The 22,957-nt window shown below is 65.9% G+C and carries 22 protein-coding genes; 11 read left to right on the top strand and 11 right to left on the bottom strand.

Annotated elements, in window-relative coordinates; genetic code table 11:
- Positions 1-5: 5 nt before the first annotated feature.
- On the top strand, positions 6-665 hold the full coding sequence (locus tag ABD104_RS23090) for a hypothetical protein (RefSeq protein ID WP_343928276.1): 660 nt from the start codon (positions 6-8) through the stop codon (positions 663-665).
- A gap of 29 nt (positions 666-694) precedes the next feature.
- On the opposite strand, the gene ABD104_RS23085 is transcribed toward ABD104_RS23090, so the two are convergent.
- A complete protein-coding gene (locus ABD104_RS23085) occupies positions 695-1,555 on the bottom strand; it encodes a CAP domain-containing protein (RefSeq protein WP_165963057.1) in 861 nt (286 codons plus the stop codon).
- Between the two features lie 372 nt (positions 1,556-1,927).
- Here ABD104_RS23085 and ABD104_RS23080 point away from each other — a divergent pair, with 372 nt between their 5' ends.
- The 4 genes from ABD104_RS23080 (at position 1,928) to ABD104_RS23065 (ending at position 6,398) form a co-directional block, all read left to right on the top strand.
- Positions 1,928-2,119 (top strand): YqaE/Pmp3 family membrane protein, encoded by a 192-nt coding sequence (locus ABD104_RS23080; protein WP_343928275.1) that lies wholly within the window; start codon positions 1,928-1,930, stop codon positions 2,117-2,119.
- Between the two features lie 164 nt (positions 2,120-2,283).
- Positions 2,284-4,899, top strand: coding sequence for an alanine--tRNA ligase (gene alaS, locus ABD104_RS23075; protein ID WP_087839921.1), 2,616 nt, complete (start codon positions 2,284-2,286; stop codon positions 4,897-4,899).
- A gap of 23 nt (positions 4,900-4,922) precedes the next feature.
- A complete protein-coding gene (locus ABD104_RS23070; protein ID WP_425543355.1) occupies positions 4,923-5,165 on the top strand; it encodes a sulfurtransferase TusA family protein in 243 nt (80 codons plus the stop codon).
- A 108-nt stretch (positions 5,166-5,273) separates the two neighbouring features.
- Positions 5,274-6,398, top strand: a complete 1,125-nt coding sequence (locus tag ABD104_RS23065) for an SGNH/GDSL hydrolase family protein (RefSeq protein WP_343928274.1) — start codon at positions 5,274-5,276, stop codon at positions 6,396-6,398.
- 17 nt (positions 6,399-6,415) lie between these two features.
- Here the strand turns inward: ABD104_RS23065 and ABD104_RS23060 are convergent, their stop codons facing one another.
- The 6 genes from ABD104_RS23060 to ABD104_RS23035 all read right to left on the bottom strand — a co-directional run bounded on the left by ABD104_RS23060 (position 6,416) and on the right by ABD104_RS23035 (position 12,501).
- Positions 6,416-6,718: an addiction module antidote protein gene (locus ABD104_RS23060; protein ID WP_087839919.1), complete on the bottom strand. Its 303-nt coding sequence runs from the start codon at positions 6,716-6,718 to the stop codon at positions 6,416-6,418.
- Positions 6,715-7,056 carry a type II toxin-antitoxin system RelE/ParE family toxin gene (locus tag ABD104_RS23055; RefSeq protein ID WP_343928273.1) on the bottom strand — a complete coding sequence of 114 codons (342 nt, stop codon included), beginning with the start codon at positions 7,054-7,056 and terminating at the stop codon, positions 6,715-6,717. Before ABD104_RS23055 ends, ABD104_RS23060 begins: the two co-directional genes overlap by 4 nt.
- Before the next feature lie 122 nt (positions 7,057-7,178).
- Positions 7,179-10,028 (bottom strand): valine--tRNA ligase, encoded by a 2,850-nt coding sequence (locus ABD104_RS23050; protein WP_087839917.1) that lies wholly within the window; start codon positions 10,026-10,028, stop codon positions 7,179-7,181.
- A 108-nt stretch (positions 10,029-10,136) separates the two neighbouring features.
- Complete coding sequence (locus tag ABD104_RS23045) at positions 10,137-10,541, bottom strand: hypothetical protein (RefSeq protein ID WP_087839916.1); 405 nt, start codon at positions 10,539-10,541, stop codon at positions 10,137-10,139.
- Positions 10,542-10,547: 6 nt separating this feature from the next.
- Complete coding sequence (locus tag ABD104_RS23040; protein WP_087839915.1) at positions 10,548-10,979, bottom strand: DNA polymerase III subunit chi; 432 nt, start codon at positions 10,977-10,979, stop codon at positions 10,548-10,550.
- 13 nt (positions 10,980-10,992) lie between these two features.
- Positions 10,993-12,501: a leucyl aminopeptidase gene (locus ABD104_RS23035; RefSeq protein ID WP_343928272.1), complete on the bottom strand. Its 1,509-nt coding sequence runs from the start codon at positions 12,499-12,501 to the stop codon at positions 10,993-10,995.
- A gap of 76 nt (positions 12,502-12,577) precedes the next feature.
- Here ABD104_RS23035 and lptF point away from each other — a divergent pair, with 76 nt between their 5' ends.
- The 3 genes from lptF (at position 12,578) to ABD104_RS23020 (ending at position 15,278) form a co-directional block, all read left to right on the top strand.
- Positions 12,578-13,657, top strand: a complete 1,080-nt coding sequence (gene lptF, locus ABD104_RS23030; RefSeq protein ID WP_132979232.1) for an LPS export ABC transporter permease LptF — start codon at positions 12,578-12,580, stop codon at positions 13,655-13,657.
- A 159-nt stretch (positions 13,658-13,816) separates the two neighbouring features.
- Positions 13,817-14,764, top strand: coding sequence for a CysB family HTH-type transcriptional regulator (locus tag ABD104_RS23025; RefSeq protein WP_087839912.1), 948 nt, complete (start codon positions 13,817-13,819; stop codon positions 14,762-14,764).
- 127 nt (positions 14,765-14,891) lie between these two features.
- Positions 14,892-15,278, top strand: a complete 387-nt coding sequence (locus ABD104_RS23020) for a DUF2325 domain-containing protein (protein ID WP_371695436.1) — start codon at positions 14,892-14,894, stop codon at positions 15,276-15,278.
- Here the strand turns inward: ABD104_RS23020 and ABD104_RS23015 are convergent.
- Positions 15,232-15,867, bottom strand: a complete 636-nt coding sequence (locus tag ABD104_RS23015) for a C40 family peptidase (protein ID WP_343928271.1) — start codon at positions 15,865-15,867, stop codon at positions 15,232-15,234. The genes ABD104_RS23020 and ABD104_RS23015 overlap by 47 nt on opposite strands.
- Before the next feature lie 252 nt (positions 15,868-16,119).
- Here ABD104_RS23015 and ABD104_RS23010 point away from each other — a divergent pair, with 252 nt between their 5' ends.
- Positions 16,120-16,527, top strand: a complete 408-nt coding sequence (locus ABD104_RS23010; protein ID WP_087839910.1) for a GlcG/HbpS family heme-binding protein — start codon at positions 16,120-16,122, stop codon at positions 16,525-16,527.
- Between the two features lie 23 nt (positions 16,528-16,550).
- Positions 16,551-17,876, top strand: a complete 1,326-nt coding sequence (locus ABD104_RS23005; protein ID WP_279816034.1) for an MFS transporter — start codon at positions 16,551-16,553, stop codon at positions 17,874-17,876.
- Here the strand turns inward: ABD104_RS23005 and ABD104_RS23000 are convergent.
- From ABD104_RS23000 to ABD104_RS22990, 3 genes are all read right to left on the bottom strand, one after another.
- Complete coding sequence (locus tag ABD104_RS23000) at positions 17,857-18,255, bottom strand: hypothetical protein (protein ID WP_132979234.1); 399 nt, start codon at positions 18,253-18,255, stop codon at positions 17,857-17,859. The genes ABD104_RS23005 and ABD104_RS23000 overlap by 20 nt on opposite strands.
- A gap of 184 nt (positions 18,256-18,439) precedes the next feature.
- The gene (locus ABD104_RS22995) at positions 18,440-19,951 is read right to left on the bottom strand and encodes a fumarate hydratase (protein ID WP_132979235.1); all 1,512 of its coding nucleotides are present in this window, start codon (positions 19,949-19,951) and stop codon (positions 18,440-18,442) included.
- Positions 19,952-20,018: 67 nt separating this feature from the next.
- Complete coding sequence (locus ABD104_RS22990; RefSeq protein WP_242621400.1) at positions 20,019-20,657, bottom strand: YqhA family protein; 639 nt, start codon at positions 20,655-20,657, stop codon at positions 20,019-20,021.
- 239 nt (positions 20,658-20,896) lie between these two features.
- On the opposite strand from ABD104_RS22990, the gene acs reads away from it, so the two are divergent.
- On the top strand, positions 20,897-22,876 hold the full coding sequence (acs, locus tag ABD104_RS22985; protein ID WP_279816029.1) for an acetate--CoA ligase: 1,980 nt from the start codon (positions 20,897-20,899) through the stop codon (positions 22,874-22,876).
- The last annotated feature ends 81 nt before the right edge of the window (positions 22,877-22,957 follow it).

Below are 22,957 nucleotides of genomic sequence, written 5' to 3'. Positions count from 1 at the left end.
GAAGAATGAAGCGAATCATCGCCGCGGGCGCGGGCTGCGTCCTGGTTTCATGGAATGCCGGCGCGCAACCGGCACCGCCGCAGATGCGGACACCTTGGGTGGATTCCACGCATATAACGGGGGTGGCGAAGAGGGTGATGCCGGATAGTCCGGTCACGTCTCCGCCGCCGGATATAACACCAGGGCCAGTAAGCCCGGCCAGTATTCAGGAGCTATTGGATCGAATGAACGGTGTCCAACTGTATTTTCGGGAAATCTGGGATGGTCGGAGTGGCTGGAACGAGCTTCCCGCAGTCTTGCGCGTCGAGGTGAGAGGAGATGGGGCAGAAATTCAATCGCATGGTCAGTGGAACAACTACTGGGCTCCGGTGTGTGTCTTGAACCCGACGAACACTCGCTGCGTTTTCTCGCCTGGCTCATTGAATGTGAACCTTGTAATGGAGATCAGTAGTTCGGCAATTACGATCGTAGGCGCCTCCTGCTCCGCCTGGACTAATGGGAGCGCCAATGCGTGGGCCACTTATACATGGGAGCAGTACAGCGCCAGTTCTGGCAAATTCTCCAACCAGAACCGTTACCAACAATCCGTTAATAACGGATATTCCGGCTATTTCTTCCAGAGCGGAAGTTTTCAATCATCTTGTTATTACGAGATGTCAGGGTAGATCTTGGGAGGGGACTCCCCTCTTGCAATCTAATGAACATGTCGGGTTGAGAACGTCCATGTTTTTTCGACGTTTTTCCCCGCCTGAGAAGCTTCGAGTCTTACTTCATAGGTCTTGCCAGATTCGAGTTCAACAATGGGAAGCAGGAAAATGCATCCTTGATGAATGGTACCGAGATTGGAGTCGATGACTACTTCGGCATTGACTCCTTCTCCGATTTCCACAGTTGAGTGGCGCAGAAGCCGGAGTGGTAGCTCATTGGACTCATGCTCTTTCCTAACCGCCACCCGAAGGACGTGCAGCGGGGCATAGTTGCCTTCCGAGCCGCAGAACATGATTGGTGTGCCGGTGACAGCCAAGTCAGGCGCAGGGTTTGGTGATTCTCCAGATGGGAGGAAACGGGGGGCGACGTCAGTCTGTCGATCGACGGGCCAGTGCCAGACGGGAGTAACGGGAAGAAGTCCGGGGGCCGTGGCCCCGAGCGTAATGCTGGTGCTGTTTAGAGGACCGGGAAGGGTAATTTGATCAATACCCAATCCGATTTGGTTAGCACGAGGCTCCAGTAATCCATACAGGTGGTACACCGAATGCAAGAAGGATTCTATGGCTTCGGTTCCCGGAGGGGCGTGAGTGATGACTTCTCCCATGACTCTTCCCGAATATCCCTGGGCTATGGCTCTTGCTGCATGGTTTGTCCCCGTGAACCACGGTTTATTCGGGTCTTCACCGTGTCCGACCACATAATTCCTAACCTGATACGTCGCATGAGCCTGGGCAGCCGCGTCTAATTGGGCATTCTGCTTTACAGCGCCAACCCCCGCCGCCAATCGGGCTTCGTTCAGCCGCACAAAGGCAGCGAGTTTGTCCCCCGTATGGCTCGACGTAGGCATCTCTGTGATGGGCTGGGTGATTTCCTGGCCGGGTGGGGGAGCAGGAGGGGCAGGAGGAGGGGAACCTCCTCCTTCTCCTCCGCCGCCGCAGGCGGCCAGTACCGCTGTGAGTGGAAGTGTGCAGATGAGGCCGGGGAAGGATCCCGGGCCAGCGGGTCGTGCCGGATGTTTCATGACTAGCCTTGGTGCGATGCCGTCTTGGGAGCGATCCCGCTGGCGGCGAATGAGCCCCTAGCCGGGGGATATCCGGTCTAACGGGTCCTTGGCCCGACACAAGATACGGGGCTCCACGTACGTGGTTGCCGAGGGGTCGCCCGGCTGGCGTCCTGCCTTACCGGTAGAATGTCCGCATCACCGTTTCCATTCCGTCCCATGCGTCTGCTTCTCGCGCTGCTCCTTCCCTGGCTCCAGTTCTTCACCATCGGCCGCCCCTTCGCCGGCATCTTCTGCCTGATCCTGCAATTGACGCTGATCGGCTGGATCCCGGCCGCGATCTGGTCGGTCTACGCGCTCAGCCAGTACAAGACCGATCAGAAGATCAACAAGGCGATGGCAGGCCGGTAGCCCGGCTCCGGCGCTCGCCGGTCCGGCGATCCGCCCCCGTTTTCCCCGTTCCGGCCCGGGCGCGCACCCCGGGGCCGCCGTCCCTCTATAATTGACGATTCGATATCTATCCGGGGATGCAAACGGGTGCAGTTGGCGATTCATCCCCCTACCTGCGTGCAGCGATGAAATCCGCCGAGATCCGTCAGAAGTTCCTTCAGTTCTTCGAGTCCAAGGGCCACACCGTGGTGCCGTCCTCGTCGTTGGTGCCGGCCAACGATCCGACCCTGCTCTTCACCAACTCGGGCATGGTCCAGTTCAAGGACGTCTTCCTGGGCAACGAAGTGCGCCCGTACAAGCGCGCGACCTCGTCGCAGCGCAGCGTGCGCGCCGGCGGCAAGCACAACGACCTGGAAAACGTGGGCTACACGGCCCGGCACCACACGTTTTTCGAGATGCTGGGCAATTTCAGCTTCGGCGACTACTTCAAGCGCGACGCCATCCACTACGCCTGGGAACTGCTGACCACGGTCTACAAGCTGCCCAAGGAAAAGCTGTGGGTCACGGTCTACCAGGAGGACGACGAGGCCTACGGCATCTGGCAGAACGAGATCGGCGTGCCGGTCGAGCGCATCGTCCGCATCGGCGACAACAAGGGCGCGCGCTACGCGTCCGACAACTTCTGGCAGATGGCGGATACCGGTCCCTGCGGCCCGTGCTCGGAAATCTTCTACGACCATGGTCCCGAGATCTGGGGCGGCCCCCCGGGATCGCCCGAGGAAGACGGCGACCGCTACATCGAGATCTGGAACCTGGTGTTCATGCAGTTCGACCGCGACGCGTCGGGCACCCTGAACCCGCTGCCCAAGCCCTGCGTGGACACGGGCATGGGCCTGGAGCGGATCGCCGCGGTGTTGCAGCACGTGCATTCGAACTATGAAATCGATCTGTTCCAGAACCTGATCAAGGCCGCGGCGCGCGAAACCGGCTGTACCGACCTGGCGAACAACTCGCTGAAGGTGATCGCCGACCATATCCGCGCCTGCTCGTTCCTGATCGTGGACGGCGTGATCCCGGGCAACGAAGGCCGCGGTTACGTGCTGCGCCGTATCATCCGCCGCGCGCTGCGCCACGGCTACAAGCTGGGCCAGACCAAGCCCTTCTTCCATCGCATCGTCAAGGACCTGGTGGCCGAGATGGGCGAGGCCTATCCCGAGCTGGCCAAGGCCGAGGCGCGGGTCGAGCAGGTACTGCGCCAGGAGGAAGAGCGTTTCGGCGAAACGCTGGAACACGGCATGAAAATCCTGGACGGCGCGCTGGCCGCGCTCAAGCCGGGCGCCGCGCTGGACGGCGAGACGCTGTTCAACCTGTACGACACCTACGGCTTCCCGGTGGACCTGACGGCCGACATCTGCCGCGAGCGCAACGTGGACGTGGACATGGACGGCTTCGAGGCCGCGATGACCCGCCAGCGCGAGCAGGCCCGCGCCGCGGGCAAGTTCAAGATGGCCGCCGGCCTGTCGTACGACGGCGCCAAGACGGTATTCGAAGGCTATGCGCACCTGGCCGCGCAAGGCAAGGTCACGGCCCTGTACGTGGATGGCGCCTCGGTGCCGCGCATCGAGGCCGGGCAGGCCGCGGTGGTGGTGCTGGACCGCACGCCGTTCTACGCCGAGTCGGGCGGGCAGGTGGGCGATGCCGGCGTGCTGGTGCAGGGCGCGGCGCGTTTCGACGTGGAAGACACGCAGAAGATCCAGGCCGACGTGTTCGGCCATCATGGCAAGCTGGTCTCGGGCTCGCTGGCGGTGGGCGACACGGTCGATGCCCAGGTAGACGAAGTCCGCCGCGCGCGCACGATGCGCAACCACTCGGCCACCCACCTGATGCACAAGGCGTTGCGCCAGGTCCTGGGCGAGCACGTGCAGCAGAAGGGGTCGCTGGTGGACCCGGACAAGACCCGTTTCGACTTCGCGCACGACGCCCCCATGAGCGCCGACCAGATCGCGCAGGTGGAAGCCATCGTCAACCGCGAGGTGCTGGCCAACACGCCGGTGCAGTCGCAGCTGATGGCCTACGACGACGCGGTCAAGGGCGGCGCGATGGCGCTGTTCGGCGAAAAGTACGGCGACGAGGTGCGGGTGCTGGACATCGGCTTTTCGCGCGAGCTGTGCGGCGGTACCCACGTGGGTCGCACCGGCGACATCGGCCTGTTCAAGATCGTGAGCGAGGGCGGTGTGGCCGCCGGCGTGCGCCGGGTCGAGGCCATCACCGGCGACAACAGCCTGTCCTATCTGCAGAACCTGAACGCCACGCTGGCTTCGGCCGCGGGCGCGCTGAAGGTGCAGCCGGGCGACCTGCCGGCGCGCATCGGCCAGGTGCAGGACCAGTTGAAGGGCCTGGAGAAGGAAATCGCCCAGTTGAAGAGCAAGCTGGCCAGCAGCGCCGGCAATGACCTGGCGGCCTCGGCGGTCGAGGTCAAGGGCGTGAAGGTGCTGGCTGCCAAGCTGGACGGGGTCGATCCCAAGTCGCTGCGCGAGACCGTGGACCAGCTCAAGAACAAGCTCAAGTCCGCCGCCATCGTGCTGGCCGCCGTCGACGGCGGCAAGGTCAGCCTGGTGGCCGGCGCCACGGCCGACGTGTCCGGCAAGGTCAAGGCCGGCGATCTGGTCAATTTCGTGGCCCAGCAGGTGGGCGGCAAGGGCGGCGGCCGGCCGGACATGGCGATGGCCGGCGGCACGGATCCCTCGGGCCTGCCGCAGGCGCTCGCCAGCGTGCAGGGCTGGGTGGAAGGCCGCCTGTGAGCGGTGCGGCGGGAGAAGGCGCAATGAGTACCGAACCGGTGGCGTTCGATCTGGAGGTGGATGCCAAGGGGCTCAAGTGCCCCTTGCCCATCCTGCGTGCGAAGAAGGCGCTGGCCACGCTCGAGAGCGGGCAGGTATTGAAGGTGGTGGCCACCGACAAGGGGTCGGTGCGTGACTTCCAGGCTTTTTCCAAGCAGACCGGCAACGAGCTGCTGGCGCAGACCGACGATGGCGAAGTGTTCATGCATTACATGAAACGCCGCTGACGGGCTACAGGTACTTTCTCCGCCCGCGGCGCTGAACCTGCCGTCGGGCGGCGTGTCATACCGCAGCTGGCGTTCGCCGGCGCGACCGTTCTCCCCAAGGTGACCCCCATGCGGCTACCGTCATTGCGTTGGCTTCTGGTCCTGGCGCTGCTCGTCGTGGGCGGCTTGGCGGCAATGGCCTTTCGCGACCGTGCCGTGCGCCCGGTCGTGACCGGGCCGATCAGCGCCATCGTGTCCTTTGGCGACAGCCTGAGCGACGTCGGCACCTACAATCCCGGCGCAACCTATCCCGACCCGGCCACGCGCAGCGCGGCAGGGCAGCGTTTCACGACCAAGCCCGGGGAGGTCTGGGTGGAAGTGGTGGCCGACGCGCTGGGCCTGCCGATCAAGCCGAACCAGCAGGTCGATTTCGGTCCGCGCGGGCAAGGCGGCCGCATCGTGGACCTGGGCGGCAATGGCTATGCGCAGGGCGGTGCCCATATCGAGACCGACGCCGCGACGGCGCCGGCTCCGGATGGCGTTCCGGCCGATGGCGGACTCCAGGGCGAGACCGCCGTTTCCATCAAGGCCCAGATCGACCGCTACCTGGCCACGCACAAAGGCTTCGACGGGACGGAACTGGTGCTGGTGCAGGGCGGCGGCAACGATTTCCTCGATGCCTTCCAGACCCTGGGGGAAGCCGAGCCCGAGCCCGCTTCCGACGCCGACGACCGGATGGAGGCGCTGGTCCGGGCCAAGGCGGCCGCCATGGTGGCCCAGCTCAAGCGTCTGTCCGCGGCCGGCGCCAAGCGGATCGTATACGTCAACCTTCCCGACCTGGGCATGCTGCCGTTCATCCGCAATACCGAGCTGGAAGACCTGGCCACCGACGTGTCCGAGGGCTACAACGAACTCGTGGCCGGCGGGCTGTCGGGAACGGGCGTGCAGGTGTTCGACCTGGCCGGCCTGATCGACGATGCCGTCGACGACCCCGCCGCGGTGGGCCTGACCGTGACCGACAAGCCCGCCTGCACCAATTACGATGCGTCGCAGGGCGAGGTGGATGCACTGCTGTGCACCCCCGCCACGCTGGTGGAGCCGGACGCGGACCAGCACTATTTGTTCGCGGATTCCATGCATCCGACCACGGCCGGGCACCGGCTATGGGGGGAGAAGGTGGCGGCCTTCATCCACGATCGCTTTGGCGCGGTGGTCAAGCCGGTCCGGGTGGCCAGGGATACGACGGCTCGTTGAGCCGGGCAGGGCGAGCGTCACGGGGCTTTGGCTGCAATGGTGAAGACGACACCGAGCGAGTCCATGACCTTGCGCAGGGTCAGATAGTGCGGATTGGCCCCTGGAGCCAGGGCTTTGTACAGGCTTTGCCTGCCCAGTCCGGCTTTGCGCGCAATGTCGCTCATGCCGCGCGCACGCGCCACGGCTGCCAGCGCGGCAAGAAAGACGTCGGGGTTTGCGTCGCCGGCCGCTTCCGCGAGAAAGCAGGCGATGCTTGCTTCGTCTCGCAGGAATTCAGCCGCATCGAATTCGGCGGTGGTTGTTTTTGTCGGCGCTATCATGCGTGTCGCTCCCGCTTCAAGTCCCGCCAGATGGTCCTGGCGAATTCGATATCGTGTTTCTGCGTGTCCTTGATGCCCGCACAGAGCAGGACGTAGATGTCGGCACCCTCCCGTGCGATGTAGAGCCGGTAGCCTGGGCCGATATGCAGGCGAAGTTCGTGGATGCCTTCGCCGATGGAACGCATGTCGCCAAAGAGCCCGTGCTGGACGCGCAGAAGCCGCATCAGGATGGCGCCACGGTCGCTTGGGCTTTTCAGCCGATGCAGCCATTCCGCGAACTGGTTCGTTCTCTTGATGATCAGTATGCCAAGTGTCTCCTCGTGGAGACAGCTTGTCAAGCATGCAGCGATATTTCAACCGTCGGGGTGATCTTTTTGTCATCCTTCGGTTCAGGGGGAGGGCGTTGCGGATAAGGAAACGGCCCCGGAAGGGGCCGTTCTCGCCGGTCGAAAATCCGCTGTCAGCCCAGTTTCGCCCGCTGCTCCCGCACCTTGTCCAGCGTATCGCTGAACTGGGCCAGCCGGGCGCGTTCCTGCTCCACCACGGCGGCCGGGGCGCGGTCGACGAAGCTGGCGTTGCCCAGCTTGCCGTTGGCCTTGGCGATCTCGCCTTCCAGGCGGGCGATCTCCTTGTCCAGGCGGATCTTCTCGGCGGCCACGTCGACCTCGATGTGCAGCATCAGGTGTGCGTCGCCGACCACCTGCACGGGGGCGCCGACGACGTCGGGCAACCGGTCGACCACCTTGACCTCGGTCAGCCGGGCCAGGGCCGCCAGGTAGGGCGCATTGCGTTCCAGGGCGGCGCGGTTGCCGGTGGCGTTCAGCGGCGCCTTCTGCGAGGGCGGCACGTTCATTTCGCCGCGCAGCGCGCGCACGGCGTCGACCTGGGCCTTGAGCTCGGCCATCGCGGCTTCGGCGGCCTCGTCGATCTTCTCGGCCTGGGCGGCGGGGTAGGGCTGCACGCCCACGCTGGTGGATTCGCCGGCGCGGCGCTTGCCGGCCACCACCGAGACCTTCTGCCAGAGTTCTTCCGTGATGAACGGGATGATGGGATGCGCCAGCCGCAGCACGGTTTCCAGCACACGGATCAGCGTCTGGCGCGTGCCGCGCTGCTGGGCTTCGTTGCCGGTCTGCAGCTGGACCTTGGCCAGCTCCAGGTACCAGTCGCAGTATTCGTCCCAGACGAAGCGGTACAGCGCGGTGGAGATGTTGTCGAAGCGATAGTCGTCGAAGCCCTTGGCGACCTCGGCCTCGGTGCGCTGCAACTGGCTGATGATCCACTTGTCGAACACCGACAGTTCCACCGCTGCGCCGGCTTCCACGCCGCAGTCCTTGCCTTCGACGTTCATCAGCACGAAGCGGGTGGCGTTCCACAGCTTGTTGCAGAAGTTGCGGTAGCCCTCGCAGCGCTTCAGGTCGAAGTTGATGTTGCGGCCCAGCGTGGCGTAGGCGGCCATGGTGAAGCGCAGCGCGTCGGCGCCGAAGGCCGGAATGCCCTCGGGGAATTCCTTGCGGGTCTTCTTGGCGATGCTCTCGGCCTGCCTGGGGTTCATCAGGCCGGTGGTGCGCTTGGCCAGGAGGCCGTCCAGGTCGATGCCGTCGATCAGGTCGACCGGGTCCAGGGTGTTGCCCTTGGACTTGCTCATCTTCTGGCCTTCGGCATCGCGGATCAGGCCGTGCATGTAGACGTGCCTGAACGGGACCTGGCCGGTGAAGTGCGTGGTCATCATGACCATCCGGGCGACCCAGAAGAAGATGATGTCGAAGCCGGTGACCAGCACCGACGAGGGCAGGTAGCGCGCCAGGTCGGGCGTCTGTTCGGGCCAGCCCAGCGTGGTGAACGGCACCAGCGCCGACGAGAACCAGGTGTCCAGCACGTCGGGGTCGCGGGTGAGCGCGCCGGCGTAGCCGGCGGCCGCGGCCTTGTCGCGCGCTTCCTGCTCGTTGCGGGCCACGAAGATGCGGCCGTCGTCGGCGTACCAGGCGGGAATCTGGTGGCCCCACCACAGTTGGCGCGAGATGCACCAGTCCTGGATGTTGTTGAGCCACTGGTTGTAGGTGGTGGTCCAGTTCTCGGGGTAGAACCTGACGCGGCCGTCGGCCACCACTTCCAGCGCGACGTCGGTGATCGACTTGCCGGGATGGTGGGTGCCCTCGGGCGCCGGCTTGCTCATGGCGACGAACCACTGGTCGGTCAGCATGGGCTCGATGATGGCGTTGGTGCGGTCGCCGCGCGGCACCATCAGCTTGTGCTTCTTGACCTCGGCCAGCAGGCCCTGGGCCTCGAGGTCGGCCACGATGCGGGTACGGGCCTCGAAACGGTCCAGCCCCCGGTAGACCTCGGGCGCCTCGTCGTTGATGCGGCCGTCCAGCGTCAGGATGGAGATCATGGGCAGGCCGTGGCGCTGGCCCACAGCATAGTCGTTGAAGTCGTGCGCGGGCGTGACCTTGACCGCGCCGGTGCCGAATTCACGGTCGACGTAGTCGTCGGCGATGACGGGAATCAGGCGGCCGGTCAGCGGCAGGCGGACCTGCTTGCCGATCAGGGCCTGGTAGCGTTCATCCTCGGGATGGACCATGACGGCGACGTCGCCCAGCATGGTCTCGGGACGGGTCGTGGCCACGACGATGGCGGCATCGCTGCCGTCGACCGGGTAGCGGATGTGCCACAGGTGGCCGTCTTCTTCCTCGCTGACCACTTCCAGGTCGCTGACGGCGGTCAGCAGCTTGGGGTCCCAGTTGACCAGGCGCTTGCCGCGATAGATCAGGCCTTGCTCGTACAGCCGCGTGAAGACCTCGGCCACGCCGCGCGACATGTCCTCGTTCATGGTGAAGTATTCGCGCGTCCAGTCGGGCGAGGTGCCCAGCCGGCGCATCTGGCCGGTGATGGTGCCGCCGGAGTGCTGTTTCCATTCCCAGACCTTCTCGACGAACTTGTCGCGGCCCAGGTCGTGGCGGCTGACCTTCTGCGCGTCGAGCTGGCGCTCGACCACGATCTGCGTGGCGATGCCGGCGTGGTCGGTGCCCGGGATCCACAGCGTGTCGAACCCGCGCATGCGGTGGTAGCGCGTCAGGCCATCCATGATGGTCTGGTTGAAGGCGTGGCCCATGTGCAGCGTGCCCGTCACGTTGGGCGGCGGCAGCTGGATGGTGAAGGCCCGGCCGTTGTCGGGGCCCTGGACGTGTACCCCGGCCTTGAAGTCCCCCCGTTGTTCCCACAGCGGATACCAGCGCGCCTCGATGGCGGCCGGCTCGAAGCTCTTGGGCAGTTCGTCGGTCTCGGTTTGAGGTTGGGGAGAGGCTGAGGTCATCGGTGTTCCGGAAATACGTCGGTCGGGCGCGCGGCGGTGCGCCGCAGGCGCCAAACCGAGGATTTTAGTGGATTCTTCAGAGGCTGACGGCAGGCGGCCGGCGTCTCTTCAGCGCGGGGAAAGGGGCTTGCTCTCGACGGCGGCGCGCCGGATCAGTTCTTTCTGGACGGCCTCGTCCACCAGCCGGCCGAGTTCTTCCCGCAGGTTGTAGGCGATGTCTTCCAGTGCGCGGGCGGCCGCCACTTCCAGCGAGGCCCGCATGCGGGTCTTCAGCAGGGGTTCCACCCGGTCGAGCAGGTCCTGCAGGATGGCGGCGCGCAGCGCCTCGATGCCGTCTTCGTCATCCGGACCGGGCGGGGCGGCGGGGGCGGCGGCAGGCGCGGCCACGGGCCAGGATGGAGCGGGCGGCAAAGGGGCCGGCTCCGCCTTCCTGGCCGGCTGCGGCAGGTCCAGGACTTCGGTCAGGAGCGGGATGCCGGCGTCGTCGCGCGGAGGGAAAGAAGGGGCTTGCATATCGGCTCAGGGCAACTGGTGGCGCGACACGTCGTGCCGCACGATGTTGTGGCCGCACTCCTGGTAGAAGCGCCAGCGTGCCCGTGCCGCTTCGCGGTCGGCGGGATCGTTGGTGACGATCTCGATGACGCGCTGGAAGCGGGTGTAGATGGGCGGCCAGGTGTCGTCCAGGTTCAACAGCCAGTCGTGGTGGGGCGTGGGCGCGTCCGAGGCGGTCAGCACGATGGGCGTGTCGGCCGCCAGCGGATCGTTGACGCGGACGTGGGGGATGAAGGAAATGTCGTCCAGCGCCCAGAGCATCTGATCGAAGGCGTTCAGGCGCCCCGTGTCGCGGCAGTACACCACCAGCCGGTGCCCCGCCTGGTGGCGGCGGGTGGCGATCTGGCAGGCGGTGCGCAGCCGGTCGGGGGCGCTGAAGGCGAAGTCGATTTCGGTCATGGGCGGGACGGCGTCAGACCAGGGACAGCAGGTACTGCGTCAGCAGCGGGACGGGGCGGCCGGTGGCGCCCTTGTCCTTGCCGCTGCGCCAGGCCGTGCCGGCGATGTCCAGGTGCGCCCAGCGATAGCCCTTGGCGTAGCGCGACAGGAAGCACGCGGCGGTGACGGCGCCGGCCGGCGGGCCGCCGATGTTGGCCATGTCGGCGAAGTTGGACTTGAGCTGTTCCTGGTAGTCGTCGTCCAGCGGGAGGCGCCATACCGGGTCCAGCGCCTGGCGCGACAGGCTGGTCAGCGTGTCGGCCAGGGCGTCGTCGGGGGTGAAGAGGCCGGTGTTGACGTGGCCCAGCGCCGTGACGCAGGCCCCCGTCAGGGTGGCGATGTCGATGACGGTGGAGGGCTTGAAGCGCTCGACGTAGGTCAGGGCGTCGCACAGGATCAGCCGGCCCTCGGCGTCGGTGTTCAGGATCTCGACCGTCTGGCCGGACATGGTGGTCACCACGTCGCCCGGCTTGTTGGCCCGGCCGCTGGGCAGGTTCTCGCACGCGGGCACGACGCCGATCACGTCCAGCGGCAGGCCCAGCTCGGCCACGGCGCGCAGCGTGCCGAACACGCTGGCGGCGCCGCACATGTCGTACTTCATTTCATCCATGCCGGCGGCCGGCTTGAGCGAGATGCCGCCCGCGTCGAACGTGATGCCCTTGCCGACCAGCACGACCGGGCCGCCGGCGGCTGCCTTGCCGCGCCCCGCGGGCTTCTGCCTGGCGCCTTCGTAGCGCAGCACGATGAACTTCGGCGGTTCGTCCGAGCCGCGCGCCACGGACAGGAAGGAGCCCATCTTCAGCGCCTCGATCTGCTTGCGGTCCAGCACCTCGACCTTGAGCTTGTGCGACTTGCCCAGCTTCTTGGCGGTCTCGCCCAGGTAGGTGGGGGTGCAGACGTTGCCCGGCAGGTTGCCCAGGTCGCGCGCGAGCGACATGCCGTTGGCGATGGCGCTGCCTTCGCGCAGGCCGGCCTCGGCCTCCCTGGCCTCGGATCGCTCGACCGCGAGGACCAGGCGCGCCAGCTTGGGCCGGCTGACGGCATCGCGCTTGCCGAAGGTGGCGTCGAAGCGGTAGGTGACTTCGCCCGCCGCGATGGCAGCCAGCCGCGCGCGGGTGCGGACGTCGGCCGACTGCATGGGGACGGCGGCCAGGGCCGACACGGTCTCGGTCACGCCCAGCGCCGCGACGGCGGCGAGGGCGGCGCGATGGGCGGCGGCCAGCGCCTTGGGCGACAAGGCCTCCTGCGACCCCAGCCCGGCCAGCACGACCCGCTGGGCCGCCACGCCGGGCAGGGACCTCAGCACCAGCGTTTCGCCCGCCTTGCCCTTGAAGTCGGTCTTGACGGCGGCGCGCACCGCGCCCTGGGCCGCCCGATCGACGGCATCGGCCGCCTGCGTCAGCACGCCGTCGTCGTGCACGCCGACCACCAGCGCGGCGGTCTTGATTTTCTCGGGGGCGGAGGTCTGTGTGCTAAAGTCCATGCGCGATTCTTCCTGTATGTAGTCGCGAGATTGTCAATTATCCCGCAGATGCGGGCCCCTCGCACAGGCCAGTACCGTGTCCCTGTTCCAGCGCTCCGTCAAAGACGAACTGACCAGCCATGCCAGCGTCGTATTCTCCACGCTCGTGGTCGTATGGATCAGCGTGCTGCTGGTGCGCCTGCTGGGCGAGGCGGCGGCCGGCCGCATCGGCGCCGACGTGGTCACGGGCATCGCCGCGTTCTCATCCATCAACGCCCTGCCCACCATCATCGCGGTCTCGGTGTTCATCGCCGTGCTGACCACGGTCACCCGCAATTACCGCGAATCCGAGATGGTGGTCTGGTTCTCCAGCGGCCTGAGCCTGGCCGACTGGTTCAGGCCCATCCTGCGCTTCGCCATTCCGTCGGCGGTATTGATCGCCACCTTGACCCTGGCCGCCTCGCCCTGGGCCCAGAAACAGATCGCCGAGTACCGCCAGCGCTACGAGCAGCGTTCCGACGTCTCCAAGGTCACCCCGGGCCAGTTCCTGGAGTCCAGCGGGATCGACCGGGTGTTCTACGTGGAGTCCGCCAACGACGCCGTGGACCGGGTCAGCAACGTGTTCGCGCGCTGGATAGAGAACGGCCGGCTCAACGTGCTGGTCTCGGGCGGGGGCATGCTCGAGGACCAGCCCAACGGCGACCGCTTCATGGTGCTGGAATCCGGCCATCGCTACGAATTCGTACCCGGCACGCCGCAGTTCCGCCTGATGAGTTTCGAGAAATACGGCGTGCGGATGGAGAGCAAGGGCCCGCCTTCCGCCGATGACCTGTCCACCAAGGCGCGCTCGACCATGCAGTTGCTGCGCGAAGGCGGGCAGGGCGCCGCCGGCGAATTGCTCTGGCGCGTCAGCATGCCGCTGCTGGCCATCAACCTGGCGCTGCTGGCCATTCCGCTGGGCGCGGTGAATCCGCGGCTGGGCCGCTCCGGCGACATCGTGATCGCGCTGCTGGTGGCCCTGTTCTACCTGAACATGGTCAACCTGGCCAAGGCCTGGGTGAACAACGGCCGGGTGGACTTCTTCGTCGCCCTGGTCGGGTTGCACGGGGCGGTCGCCGCGCTGACGGCGGCCCTGATGTATTTCCGCCTCAGGGTGAAGGCGCCGAAAGGGGCCTAGCCGCGGGGGCTGCGCAGGTTCCGTGGCCTCCATGCTGCGAAATCCGACTATGCTAATTACTAAATATAATAAATAGCATGTCGTATATTACATTATGATCTATGGGTTGCCACGGCCCATCCGTCCGGGTTGGATGGCAGATCCATAGTGAATCGCACCATGAACCTGCAGCAATTCAAATTCGTCCGGGAAACCGTGCGCCGCGACTTCAACCTGACGGAAGCCGCGAGGATGCTCTACACGTCCCAGCCAGGGGTGTCCAAGGCCATCATCGAACTGGAAGACGAACTCGGCGTGAAGATCTTCGAACGCCATGGCAAGCGCATCAAGGGCCTGACCAAGCCCGGCCTGGCCGTCTCGCAGATCGTCGACCGCATCATGCGCGAGGTCGACAACCTCAAGAAGGTCAGCGACGAATATGCCCGGCGCGACGAAGGCGGCCTGACCATCGCCTGCACCCACACCCAGGCCCGCTACGCCTTGCCGCAGGTGATTCCCGCCTTCCGCAAGCTGTTTCCCAAGGTCCATCTGTCGCTGATCCAGGGCAGTCCGGGCCAGTTGGCCGACATGGTGCTGAACGAGCAGGCCGACCTGGCGGTCGCCACCGAGGCGCTGGCCTTGACTCCCGGCATGGTGACGCTGCCCTGCTATACCTGGGAGCATGTGGTGGTGGTCACGCCGGACCATCCCCTGGCCCAGCTGACGTCGTCCCAGGCCAAGAAACTGACGCTGGAGCAGCTCGCGCAATATCCCGTCATCACCTATGACCGCGCCTTCGCCGGCCGCAGCGCGATCGACCAGGCCTTCAGCTCGCAGGATGTCCACCCGGACTTCGTGCTCGAGGCCATCGATGCCGACGTCATCAAGACCTACGTGGAACTGGGACTGGGGATAGGGATCATCGCCGGGGTCGCCTACGACCCCCGACGCGACACCGGACTGGTCGGGCTGCCGGTGGGGCGCCTGTTCGGCATGCACACCAGCCGGATAGGCGTGAAGTCCGGCACCTTTCTGCGGGACTACGTCTACACCTTCGTCGAACTGCTGGCGCCCAGCCTGACGCGGGAAGTCGTCCAGAATGCGATCAAGCCATCGGACCAGGGCTGACAGGCTTTTCCTATCTCCGGAGCGATGTCGATCAGTTTAATCAAATGAGAATTCATATCATTCTTGTTGACTCTATAACGAGAATGATTATCATTTGGCGAAAGCAATCGACATCACGGAGATCGTCATGGCAGTCAGCGCAGTCGTGGTCGGGGCAGACCGGCTAGGCAACATCCCGGACCTGCTCAAGGGGCACAACATCGCCATCACCCACCATATCAGCGGGCGGGATCCGGCGCATCAGAAGAAGACGCTGCAACTGCCGTCGGGCACGGAGTTGCTGATCCTGCTGACCGATTTCCTCGGGCACAACGTGATGAAGGCCTTCCGCCAGGCCGCCCAGCGCGCGGGCATACAGGTGGTGGCCTGCCGGCGATCGGTGTGTTCGATGCAGCAGGCGCTCGAGAACTGTGGATTGTGCGGCGCCGAGGCGGGCGCGCCGTGCGCCCGCCTCGCGCAGGAAGAAGTCAGCGTGAAGCTGATTCCGAGGAAGCCAGGCGGCGGGCGCCGTTGAAGCGCTTCTTCCAGTAGGCCATGTCCATGCTTTCGACCCGCACGACCCCTCCCGACGAGGGGGAGTGCACGAAGCGGCCGTCGCCCAGGTAGATGCCCACGTGCGAGAATTTCCGGCGCAGGGTGTTGTAGAACACCAGATCGCCGGGTTGCAGGTCGCCGATGTCGATGGGGTCGCCCACCCGGCTGATTTCCTCGGCCCGGCGCGGCAGTTGCAGGCCCAGGACTTCACGGCTGACGTAGGCTACCAGCCCGCTGCAATCGAAGCCGGCCTCGGGCGACGAGCCGCCCAGGCGGTAACGCACCCCCAGGTAATTCAGGGCGTAGGCCGCCAGTTCGGCCTGGCCGCCCACGGTGGCGTTGGACTTGTCGTCCTGCCATTGGCCCGACAGGATCTTTTCCGGATCCAGCGGTTCGGTGCGGGACGGCACGGGGGAGATGCTGTCTTTCCACGACGGAACGGGGTGGCTGGGCAGACTGTACCGCGCCACGCGCTTGGCGGGCGTATCGGCAGCGGCCGAGGGACCGTTCTGCGGGGAGGGCGGCGATTGCGTGGCGCAGCCGGCCAGTATCGCGGACCCGACCAGCATGGCCAGCTTCCCACCCGCTTTCCGGACCTTCGCCCCGCCGGCCGGGAATCGTGGCCGGGATGCAGGGAGGCGAAGGGGAATGCGGGCCTTTTTCATTCGTATAGGGGGACGCTGGGCACAAGATGATACAAAAGTGGCGCTAAGATACCTCTTTGGCGGCGCCCAGGTCAATGCACTTGTGCGTGCAAAGCTATAAATCCGGCATGGGGACGCCCTACAATCCCCGTTTTTCCCCAACGAGGATTCCGCTCCATGAAGACCAAGCACGTCCTGACCGCCGACGACGTCAAGAAAATCCTGGCCGCCGCCGAAGCCGAGGCGCTCGCCAACAAGTGGGCCGTTTCCATCGCCGTGGTCGACGACGGCGGCCACCTGCTGGGCCTGCTGCGGCTGGACGGCGCTCCCGCGATCTCGGCCCACATCGCCCCCTCCAAGGCCCATACGGCCGCGCTGGGCCGCCGTGAATCCAAGGTCTACGAAGACGTCGTCAACAATGGCCGCACCTCGTTCCTGTCCGTGCCCACCATCCATGGCATGCTGGAAGGCGGCGTGCCGGTCGTGGTGGAAGGCGAGACCATCGCCGCGGTGGGCGTGTCCGGCGTGAAGTCCAACGAAGATGCGCAGATCGCCCGCGCGGGCATCGCGGCGCTCGGAATCTGAGTCCGCCAGCCGGGTTGGCCGCCATGTCCGGGCCGTCCATGCGCGGCGCCCTGAACCCGGGCGTCCGCCGGCGCGAGGTCTTCGCCTGGGCGCTTTATGACTTCGCCAACTCCGGCTACACGACGGTCGTCCTGACGGCCGTCTTCAATGCCTATTTCGTCGGCGTGGTGGCGGGCAATGCCCACTGGGCCACGCTGGCGTGGACGGCGACCCTGTCGCTGTCCTATTTGATCGTGATGCTGGCCATGCCCGGCCTGGGCGCCTGGGCCGATGCCCAGGCCGCCAAGAAGCGGCTGCTGGCGGCCAGCACCGTGGGCTGCGTGGCGGCCACGGCGGCCCTGGCGCTTGCCGGGCCGGGCGGCTTCTGGATCGCGGTACCCGCGATCATCATCTCCAACGTCTGCTACAGCGTGGGCGAATCGGTCATCGCCGCCTTCCTGCCCGAGCTCGCCCGGCCCCAGTACCTGGGCCGCGTTTCAGGCTGGGGGTGGAGCTTCGGCTACGTGGGCGGCATGCTGACCCTGGGACTGTCGCTGGCGGTCGTGATCGCGGCGCAGGCGGCGGGCCGGCCCGCCACCGACTTCGTACCCTGGACCATGCTGGTCACCGCCGCGGTCTTCGCCGCCGCCGCCGTGCCGGTCTTCCTGTTCCTGCGCGAATGCGCCCGGCCCGCGCGCGCGGCTGGCGGGCGGCCAGGCTTCATGCCGGTCATGCGCCAGCTCGCGGCTTCGTGGCGCGACTCGCGTGCCTTCCCCGATTTCCGCCGGCTGCTGATCTGCGGCGTCTTCTACCAGGCCGGCATCGCCGTCGTCATCACGCTGGCCGCCGTCTATGCCGAGCAGGTCATGAAGTTCGGCCAGACGCAGATCATGACCCTGGTGTTCCTGGTCAACATCGCGGCCGCCGCCGGGGCCTTCGCCTTCGGCTTCGTCGAGGACCGCATCGGCCACCAACGGGCCCTGGCCGCCACGCTGCTGGGCTGGATCGCGATGGTGCTGATCGCCTTCTTCGCCACCAGCCAGGGCGGCTTCTGGGCAGCCGCCACCATCGCCGGACTGTGCATGGGATCCAGCCAGAGCGCCGGGCGGGCGATGACCGGCGCCCTGGCACCGGCTTCCCGCCTGGCCGAATTCTTCGCCCTGTGGACCTTCGCCACCCGGCTCGCGTCCATCATCGGCCCGCTGACCTACGGCCTCGTGACCTGGGCCACCCAGGGCAACCACCGCCTGGGCATCCTGTCCACCGGACTGTTCTTCGTGATCGGATTGGCGGTGCTGCGGCACGTCGACATGGCCCGCGGCGTCAAGCGGGGCCACGAGGCCGAAGGGCTTACGCCTTCAGGTAGTTGAGCAGACCGAGCACCAGCGCGGTCGCCGGCACCGCCGAGGCGGCATACCACTTGACGTAACCGATTTCACGCCCGACCGAATCGATCTTGGTGTCGAGCCGGCTTTCCATGGCGCGCATTTCGCCGCGCAGTCCGGCCAGCGAGGCATCCGTGCGCTGCTCCATGGATTTCATCTCGCCCCGCAGGGCGTTCAAGCCGAGATCTATCTTGTGATCAAGAGCCTGTATATCCCGATGCAGGCTCTCGATGTCCCGCCGCATGCCTTCCTGCCCATAGTCGATTTTCGCATCCATAGCGGAGTCCATGGCAAGCACGACGGCCTTGGCGCGCTCTTCCGATACGCCCACAGCTGTCAGCGAGGTAAAAAGTTCAACATGCACGATGCCGGCTCTCGATCGTAGAACGAGGAGCGATCATAGGCAACATCTCGATCCTGCGGGCATAGGGTCGGACAATTCCATCCGCCTCGCCGTTGCCTCCGCAGTTGCCAGGGCACAGCGGATCCGGCTTTGCCGGTCCGCCAGTGCCGCCCCCTGGGGGGCGCGCGTAAGCGCGTAGGGGGGGTCAAGCCATCTCAGCGATCTTGACCTTCCACGTCTTCGGCCCGGTTTCATGCACCGACGTGCCGTTGGCATCCACGGCCACGGTCACGGGCATGTCCTGCACGTCGAACTCATAGATGGCTTCCATGCCCAGGTCCTCGAAGCCCACGACCTTGGCGCTGCGGATGGCCTTGGACACCAGGTAGGCCGAACCGCCCACGGCCATCAGGTAGGCCGACTTGTGCTTGCGGATGGACTCGATGGCGACGGGGCCGCGCTCGGCCTTGCCGATCATCGAGATCAGGCCGGTCTGCTCCAGCATCATGTCGGTGAACTTGTCCATGCGCGTGGCGGTGGTGGGGCCGGCCGGGCCGACGACCTCGTCGCGCACCGGATCGACCGGACCGACGTAGTAGATGACGCGGTTGGTGAAGTCCACCGGCAGCTTCTCGCCGCGCGCCAGCATGTCCTGGATGCGCTTGTGGGCGGCGTCGCGGCCGGTCAGCATCTTGCCCGACAGCAGCAGGGTCTGGCCCGGCTGCCACGAGGCGACTTCTTCCTTGGTCAGCGTGTCCAGGTTGACGCGCGTGGACTTGTTGTAGTCCGGCGCCCAGTGCACGTCGGGCCACTCGTCCAGCGACGGCGGGGTCAGGATGGCCGCGCCCGAACCGTCCAGCACGAAGTGCGCATGGCGGGTGGCGGCGCAGTTGGGGATCATGGCCACCGGCTTGGAAGCGGCGTGGGTCGGGAACATGCTGATCTTGACGTCCAGCACGGTTGTCAGGCCCCCCAGGCCCTGGGCGCCGATGCCCAGCGCGTTGACCTTCTCGTACAGCTCGATGCGCAGTTCTTCCAGCTTGTTGCTGGGGCCGCGCTCGAGCAGTTCGTACATGTCGATGTCTTCCATCAACGACTGCTTGGCCATCAGCATGGCCTTCTCGGCCGTGCCGCCGATGCCGATGCCCAGCATGCCGGGCGGGCACCAGCCGGCGCCCATCAGGGGCACGGTCTTGAGCACCCAGTCCACCAGCGAGTCGCTGGGGTTGAGCATGACGAACTTGGTCTTGTTCTCGGAGCCGCCGCCCTTGGCCGCGACCTGCACGTCCACGGTATTGCCGGGAACCAGCTCCACGCTCAGCACACAGGGCGTGTTGTCGCGGGTGTTCTTGCGCTCGAACTGCGGATCGGCCAGCACCGAGGCGCGCAGCTTGTTGTCCGGGTTCAGGTAGCCGCGGCGCACGCCCTCGTCGCACAGTTCCTGCAGAGTGCGCCGGGTGTCGAAGCGCACGTCCATGCCGATCTTCATGAACACGTTGACGATGCCCGTGTCCTGGCAGATGGGGCGCTTGCCCTCGGCGCACATGCGCGAGTTGGTCAGGATCTGGGCGATCGCGTCCTTGGCCGCCGGATTCTGCTCGCGCTCGTAGGCGCGGGCCAGGTGGCGGATGTAGTCGACGGGGTGGTAGTAGCTGATGAACTGGATCGAGTCGGCGATCGACTGGATCAGGTCTTCTTCCTTGATGACGGTAGTCATGGGCGCTCCGAAAAGAGAAGGGTGGGGCGCTGGCATGCCGCCGCGCCGGGAGGTTGTGGCCGTGCTGTCAGTGTCCGTGGGCGTCCTGCTTGAGCATCGGCGCCATGAGGCGGTCGCAATAGGCGATCGCCATCGCGGACAGCAGGAAGGCCAGGTGGATGCCGGCCTGCGCCAGGATGGTCTTGGCGTCGTAGTGCGCGGCGTTGATGAAGGTCTTGAGCAGATGGATGGACGAGATGCCGATGATGGCGGTGCCCAGCTTCACCTTCAGGACCGAGGCGTTGACGTGGGACAGCCATTCCGGCTGGTCGGGATGGCCTTCCAGGTGCAGCCGCGAGACGAAGGTTTCGTAGCCGCCCACGATGACCATGATGAGCAGGTTGGAAATCATCACCACGTCGATCAGCCCCAGCACCACTAGCATGATGGTGGTCTCGGTCAGCTTGGTGGGCGGTGCGGCGGGCGCGGCGCCGGGCACGACCGGCATCACGGCCTCGGCCAGCATGGCAATGGCCTCCTTGTTGCCGAAGGCCGCTTCGATCAGGTGCACCAGCTCGACCCAGAAATGGTAGACGTACACCCCCTGGGCGACGATCAGACCAAGGTAGAGCGGCAACTGGAGCCACCGGCTCATGAAGATGAGCTTGGGCAGCGGGCGCAGGGGTTCCGTCCGGGAAAGCCCCGGTGGCATGAGAGGGGAAGACATGTTTTCCAGGTAGGCTGGGGCGCGCAGAATGACGGTTTGGCGGGAATTGTATGCCAAGAGGAAGGACCACCCCCTACGCGCTTCGCGCGCCCCCTCAAGGGGGCGGCACTGGCGGACCGGCGGAGCCGGATCCGCTGTGCCCTGGGTGGGTTTGTTGCAGTGCAGCGCGTACGGACCACCGGCTTTCGGTAACCTATGGGTATCCGCTCCCTATCACTTCCATCAAAGGACGCAAGGCGATGTCTACCATCGATTCAGTGCTGACCGAGACGCGTGTTTTCCAACCCTCGGCGGAGTTCGTCAAGCAGGCGAACGTTCCCGGCATGGCCGCCTACCAGGCCCTGTGCGACGAGGCCGAGCGCGACTTCGAGGGGTTCTGGGCGCGGCTGGCGCGTGAAACCCTGCAATGGAGCAAGCCGTTCACGCGGACGCTGGACGAGAGCAATGCCCCTTTCTACAAGTGGTTCGACGACGGCGAGCTGAACGTCTCGTACAACTGCCTGGACGTCAACCTGGCCAACGGCAACGCCGACAAGGTCGCCATCATCTTCGAGAGCGATGACGGCGCCGTCACCAAGGTCACCTACCGCGAACTGCATGCCCGCGTGGGGCGCTTCGCCAACGGCATCAAGGCCCTGGGCTACAAGAAGGGCGACCGCTCCATCATCTACATGCCCATGTCCATCGAGGCCGTGGTCGCCATGCAGGCATGCGCCCGCCTGGGCATCACCCACTCCGTGGTGTTCGGCGGCTTCTCGGCCAAGAGCCTGCAGGAGCGCATCGTCGACGTGGGCGCGACGCTGGTCATCACCGCCGACGAGCAGGTCCGCGGCGGCAAGACCATCCCGCTCAAGCCCGCGGTGGAAGAAGCCTTCGCCATGGGCGGCTGCGAGGCGGTCAAGAACGTCGTCGTCTATCGCCGCACCGGCGGCAAGGTGGCCTGGACCGAAGGCCGCGACCTGTGGATGCACGACGTGGAGAAGGGCCAGTCCGACCAGTGCGAGCCGGTCCAGGTCGAGGCCGAACACCCGCTGTTCGTGCTCTACACCTCGGGTTCCACCGGCAAGCCCAAGGGCGTCCAGCATTCGTCGGCGGGCTACCTGTTGTGGGCCGCGCTGACCATGAAGTGGACCTTCGACCTCAAGCCGTCCGACGTCTACTGGTGCACGGCCGACGTAGGCTGGGTCACCGGCCATACCTACATCGCCTACGGCCCGCTGGCCGTGGGGGCTACCCAGATCGTGTTCGAGGGCGTGCCCACCTATCCGAATGCCGGCCGCTTCTGGGAGACCATCCAGAAACACCGCTGCTCCATCTTCTATACCGCGCCCACCGCCATCCGCTCGCTGATCAAGGCGGCCGAGGCCAGCCCCGACCACCACCCGAAGAAGTACGACCTGTCCAGCCTGCGAGTCATCGGATCGGTGGGCGAGCCCATCAATCCGGAAGCCTGGATGTGGTACTACAACAATGTCGGCGGCGAACGGTGCCCGGTGGTCGACACCTGGTGGCAGACCGAGACCGGCGGCCACATGATCACCCCGCTGCCGGGGGCCACCGGCCTGAAGCCCGGATCCTGCACCCTGCCGCTGCCAGGCATCATGGCCGCCATCGTGGACGAGACCGGCGAGGACGTCGAACTCGGCAAGGGCGGCTTCCTGGTGGTCAAGCGTCCGTGGCCGGCCATGATCCGCACCATCTGGGGCGACCCCGAGCGCTTCAAGAAAAGCTACTACCCCGAGGAACTGGGCGGTACCTGCTACCTGGCCGGCGACGGTGCCAATCGGGATACCGACGGCTACTTCTGGATCATGGGCCGCATCGACGACGTCCTGAACGTGTCGGGGCATCGCCTGGGAACCATGGAAGTGGAGTCGGCGCTGGTGGCCCACCCCATGGTGGCGGAAGCCGCCGTGGTGGGGCGCCCGGACGACCTGACCGGCGAGGCCGTGGTCGCCTTCGTGGTGCTCAAGCGGGCCCGGCCCGACGACGCCGAGGCTGCCGAGATCGCCAAGGAACTGCGCAACTGGGTCGCCAAGGAAATCGGCCCCATCGCCAAACCCAAGGAAATCCGCTTCGGCGACAACCTGCCCAAGACCCGCTCGGGCAAGATCATGCGTCGCCTGCTGCGGGTGGTCGCCCAGGGCGAATCGGTCACGCAGGACGTCTCCACGCTGGAGAACCCGGCCATCCTGGAGCAGTTGGGCAAGGCGCTCTGATTGTCGTAGAATGCACAGCTTTGGTGCATTTGTATCCAAAGCTGTGGTGCGCACCGCACCATAATAGGGGTCAATCCCTAG

The sequence above is a fragment of the Pigmentiphaga daeguensis genome (assembly GCF_039523035.1).
Taxonomy (GTDB): domain Bacteria; phylum Pseudomonadota; class Gammaproteobacteria; order Burkholderiales; family Burkholderiaceae_B; genus Pigmentiphaga; species Pigmentiphaga daeguensis.
This window is presented reverse-complemented; position numbering and strand designations above follow the sequence as displayed.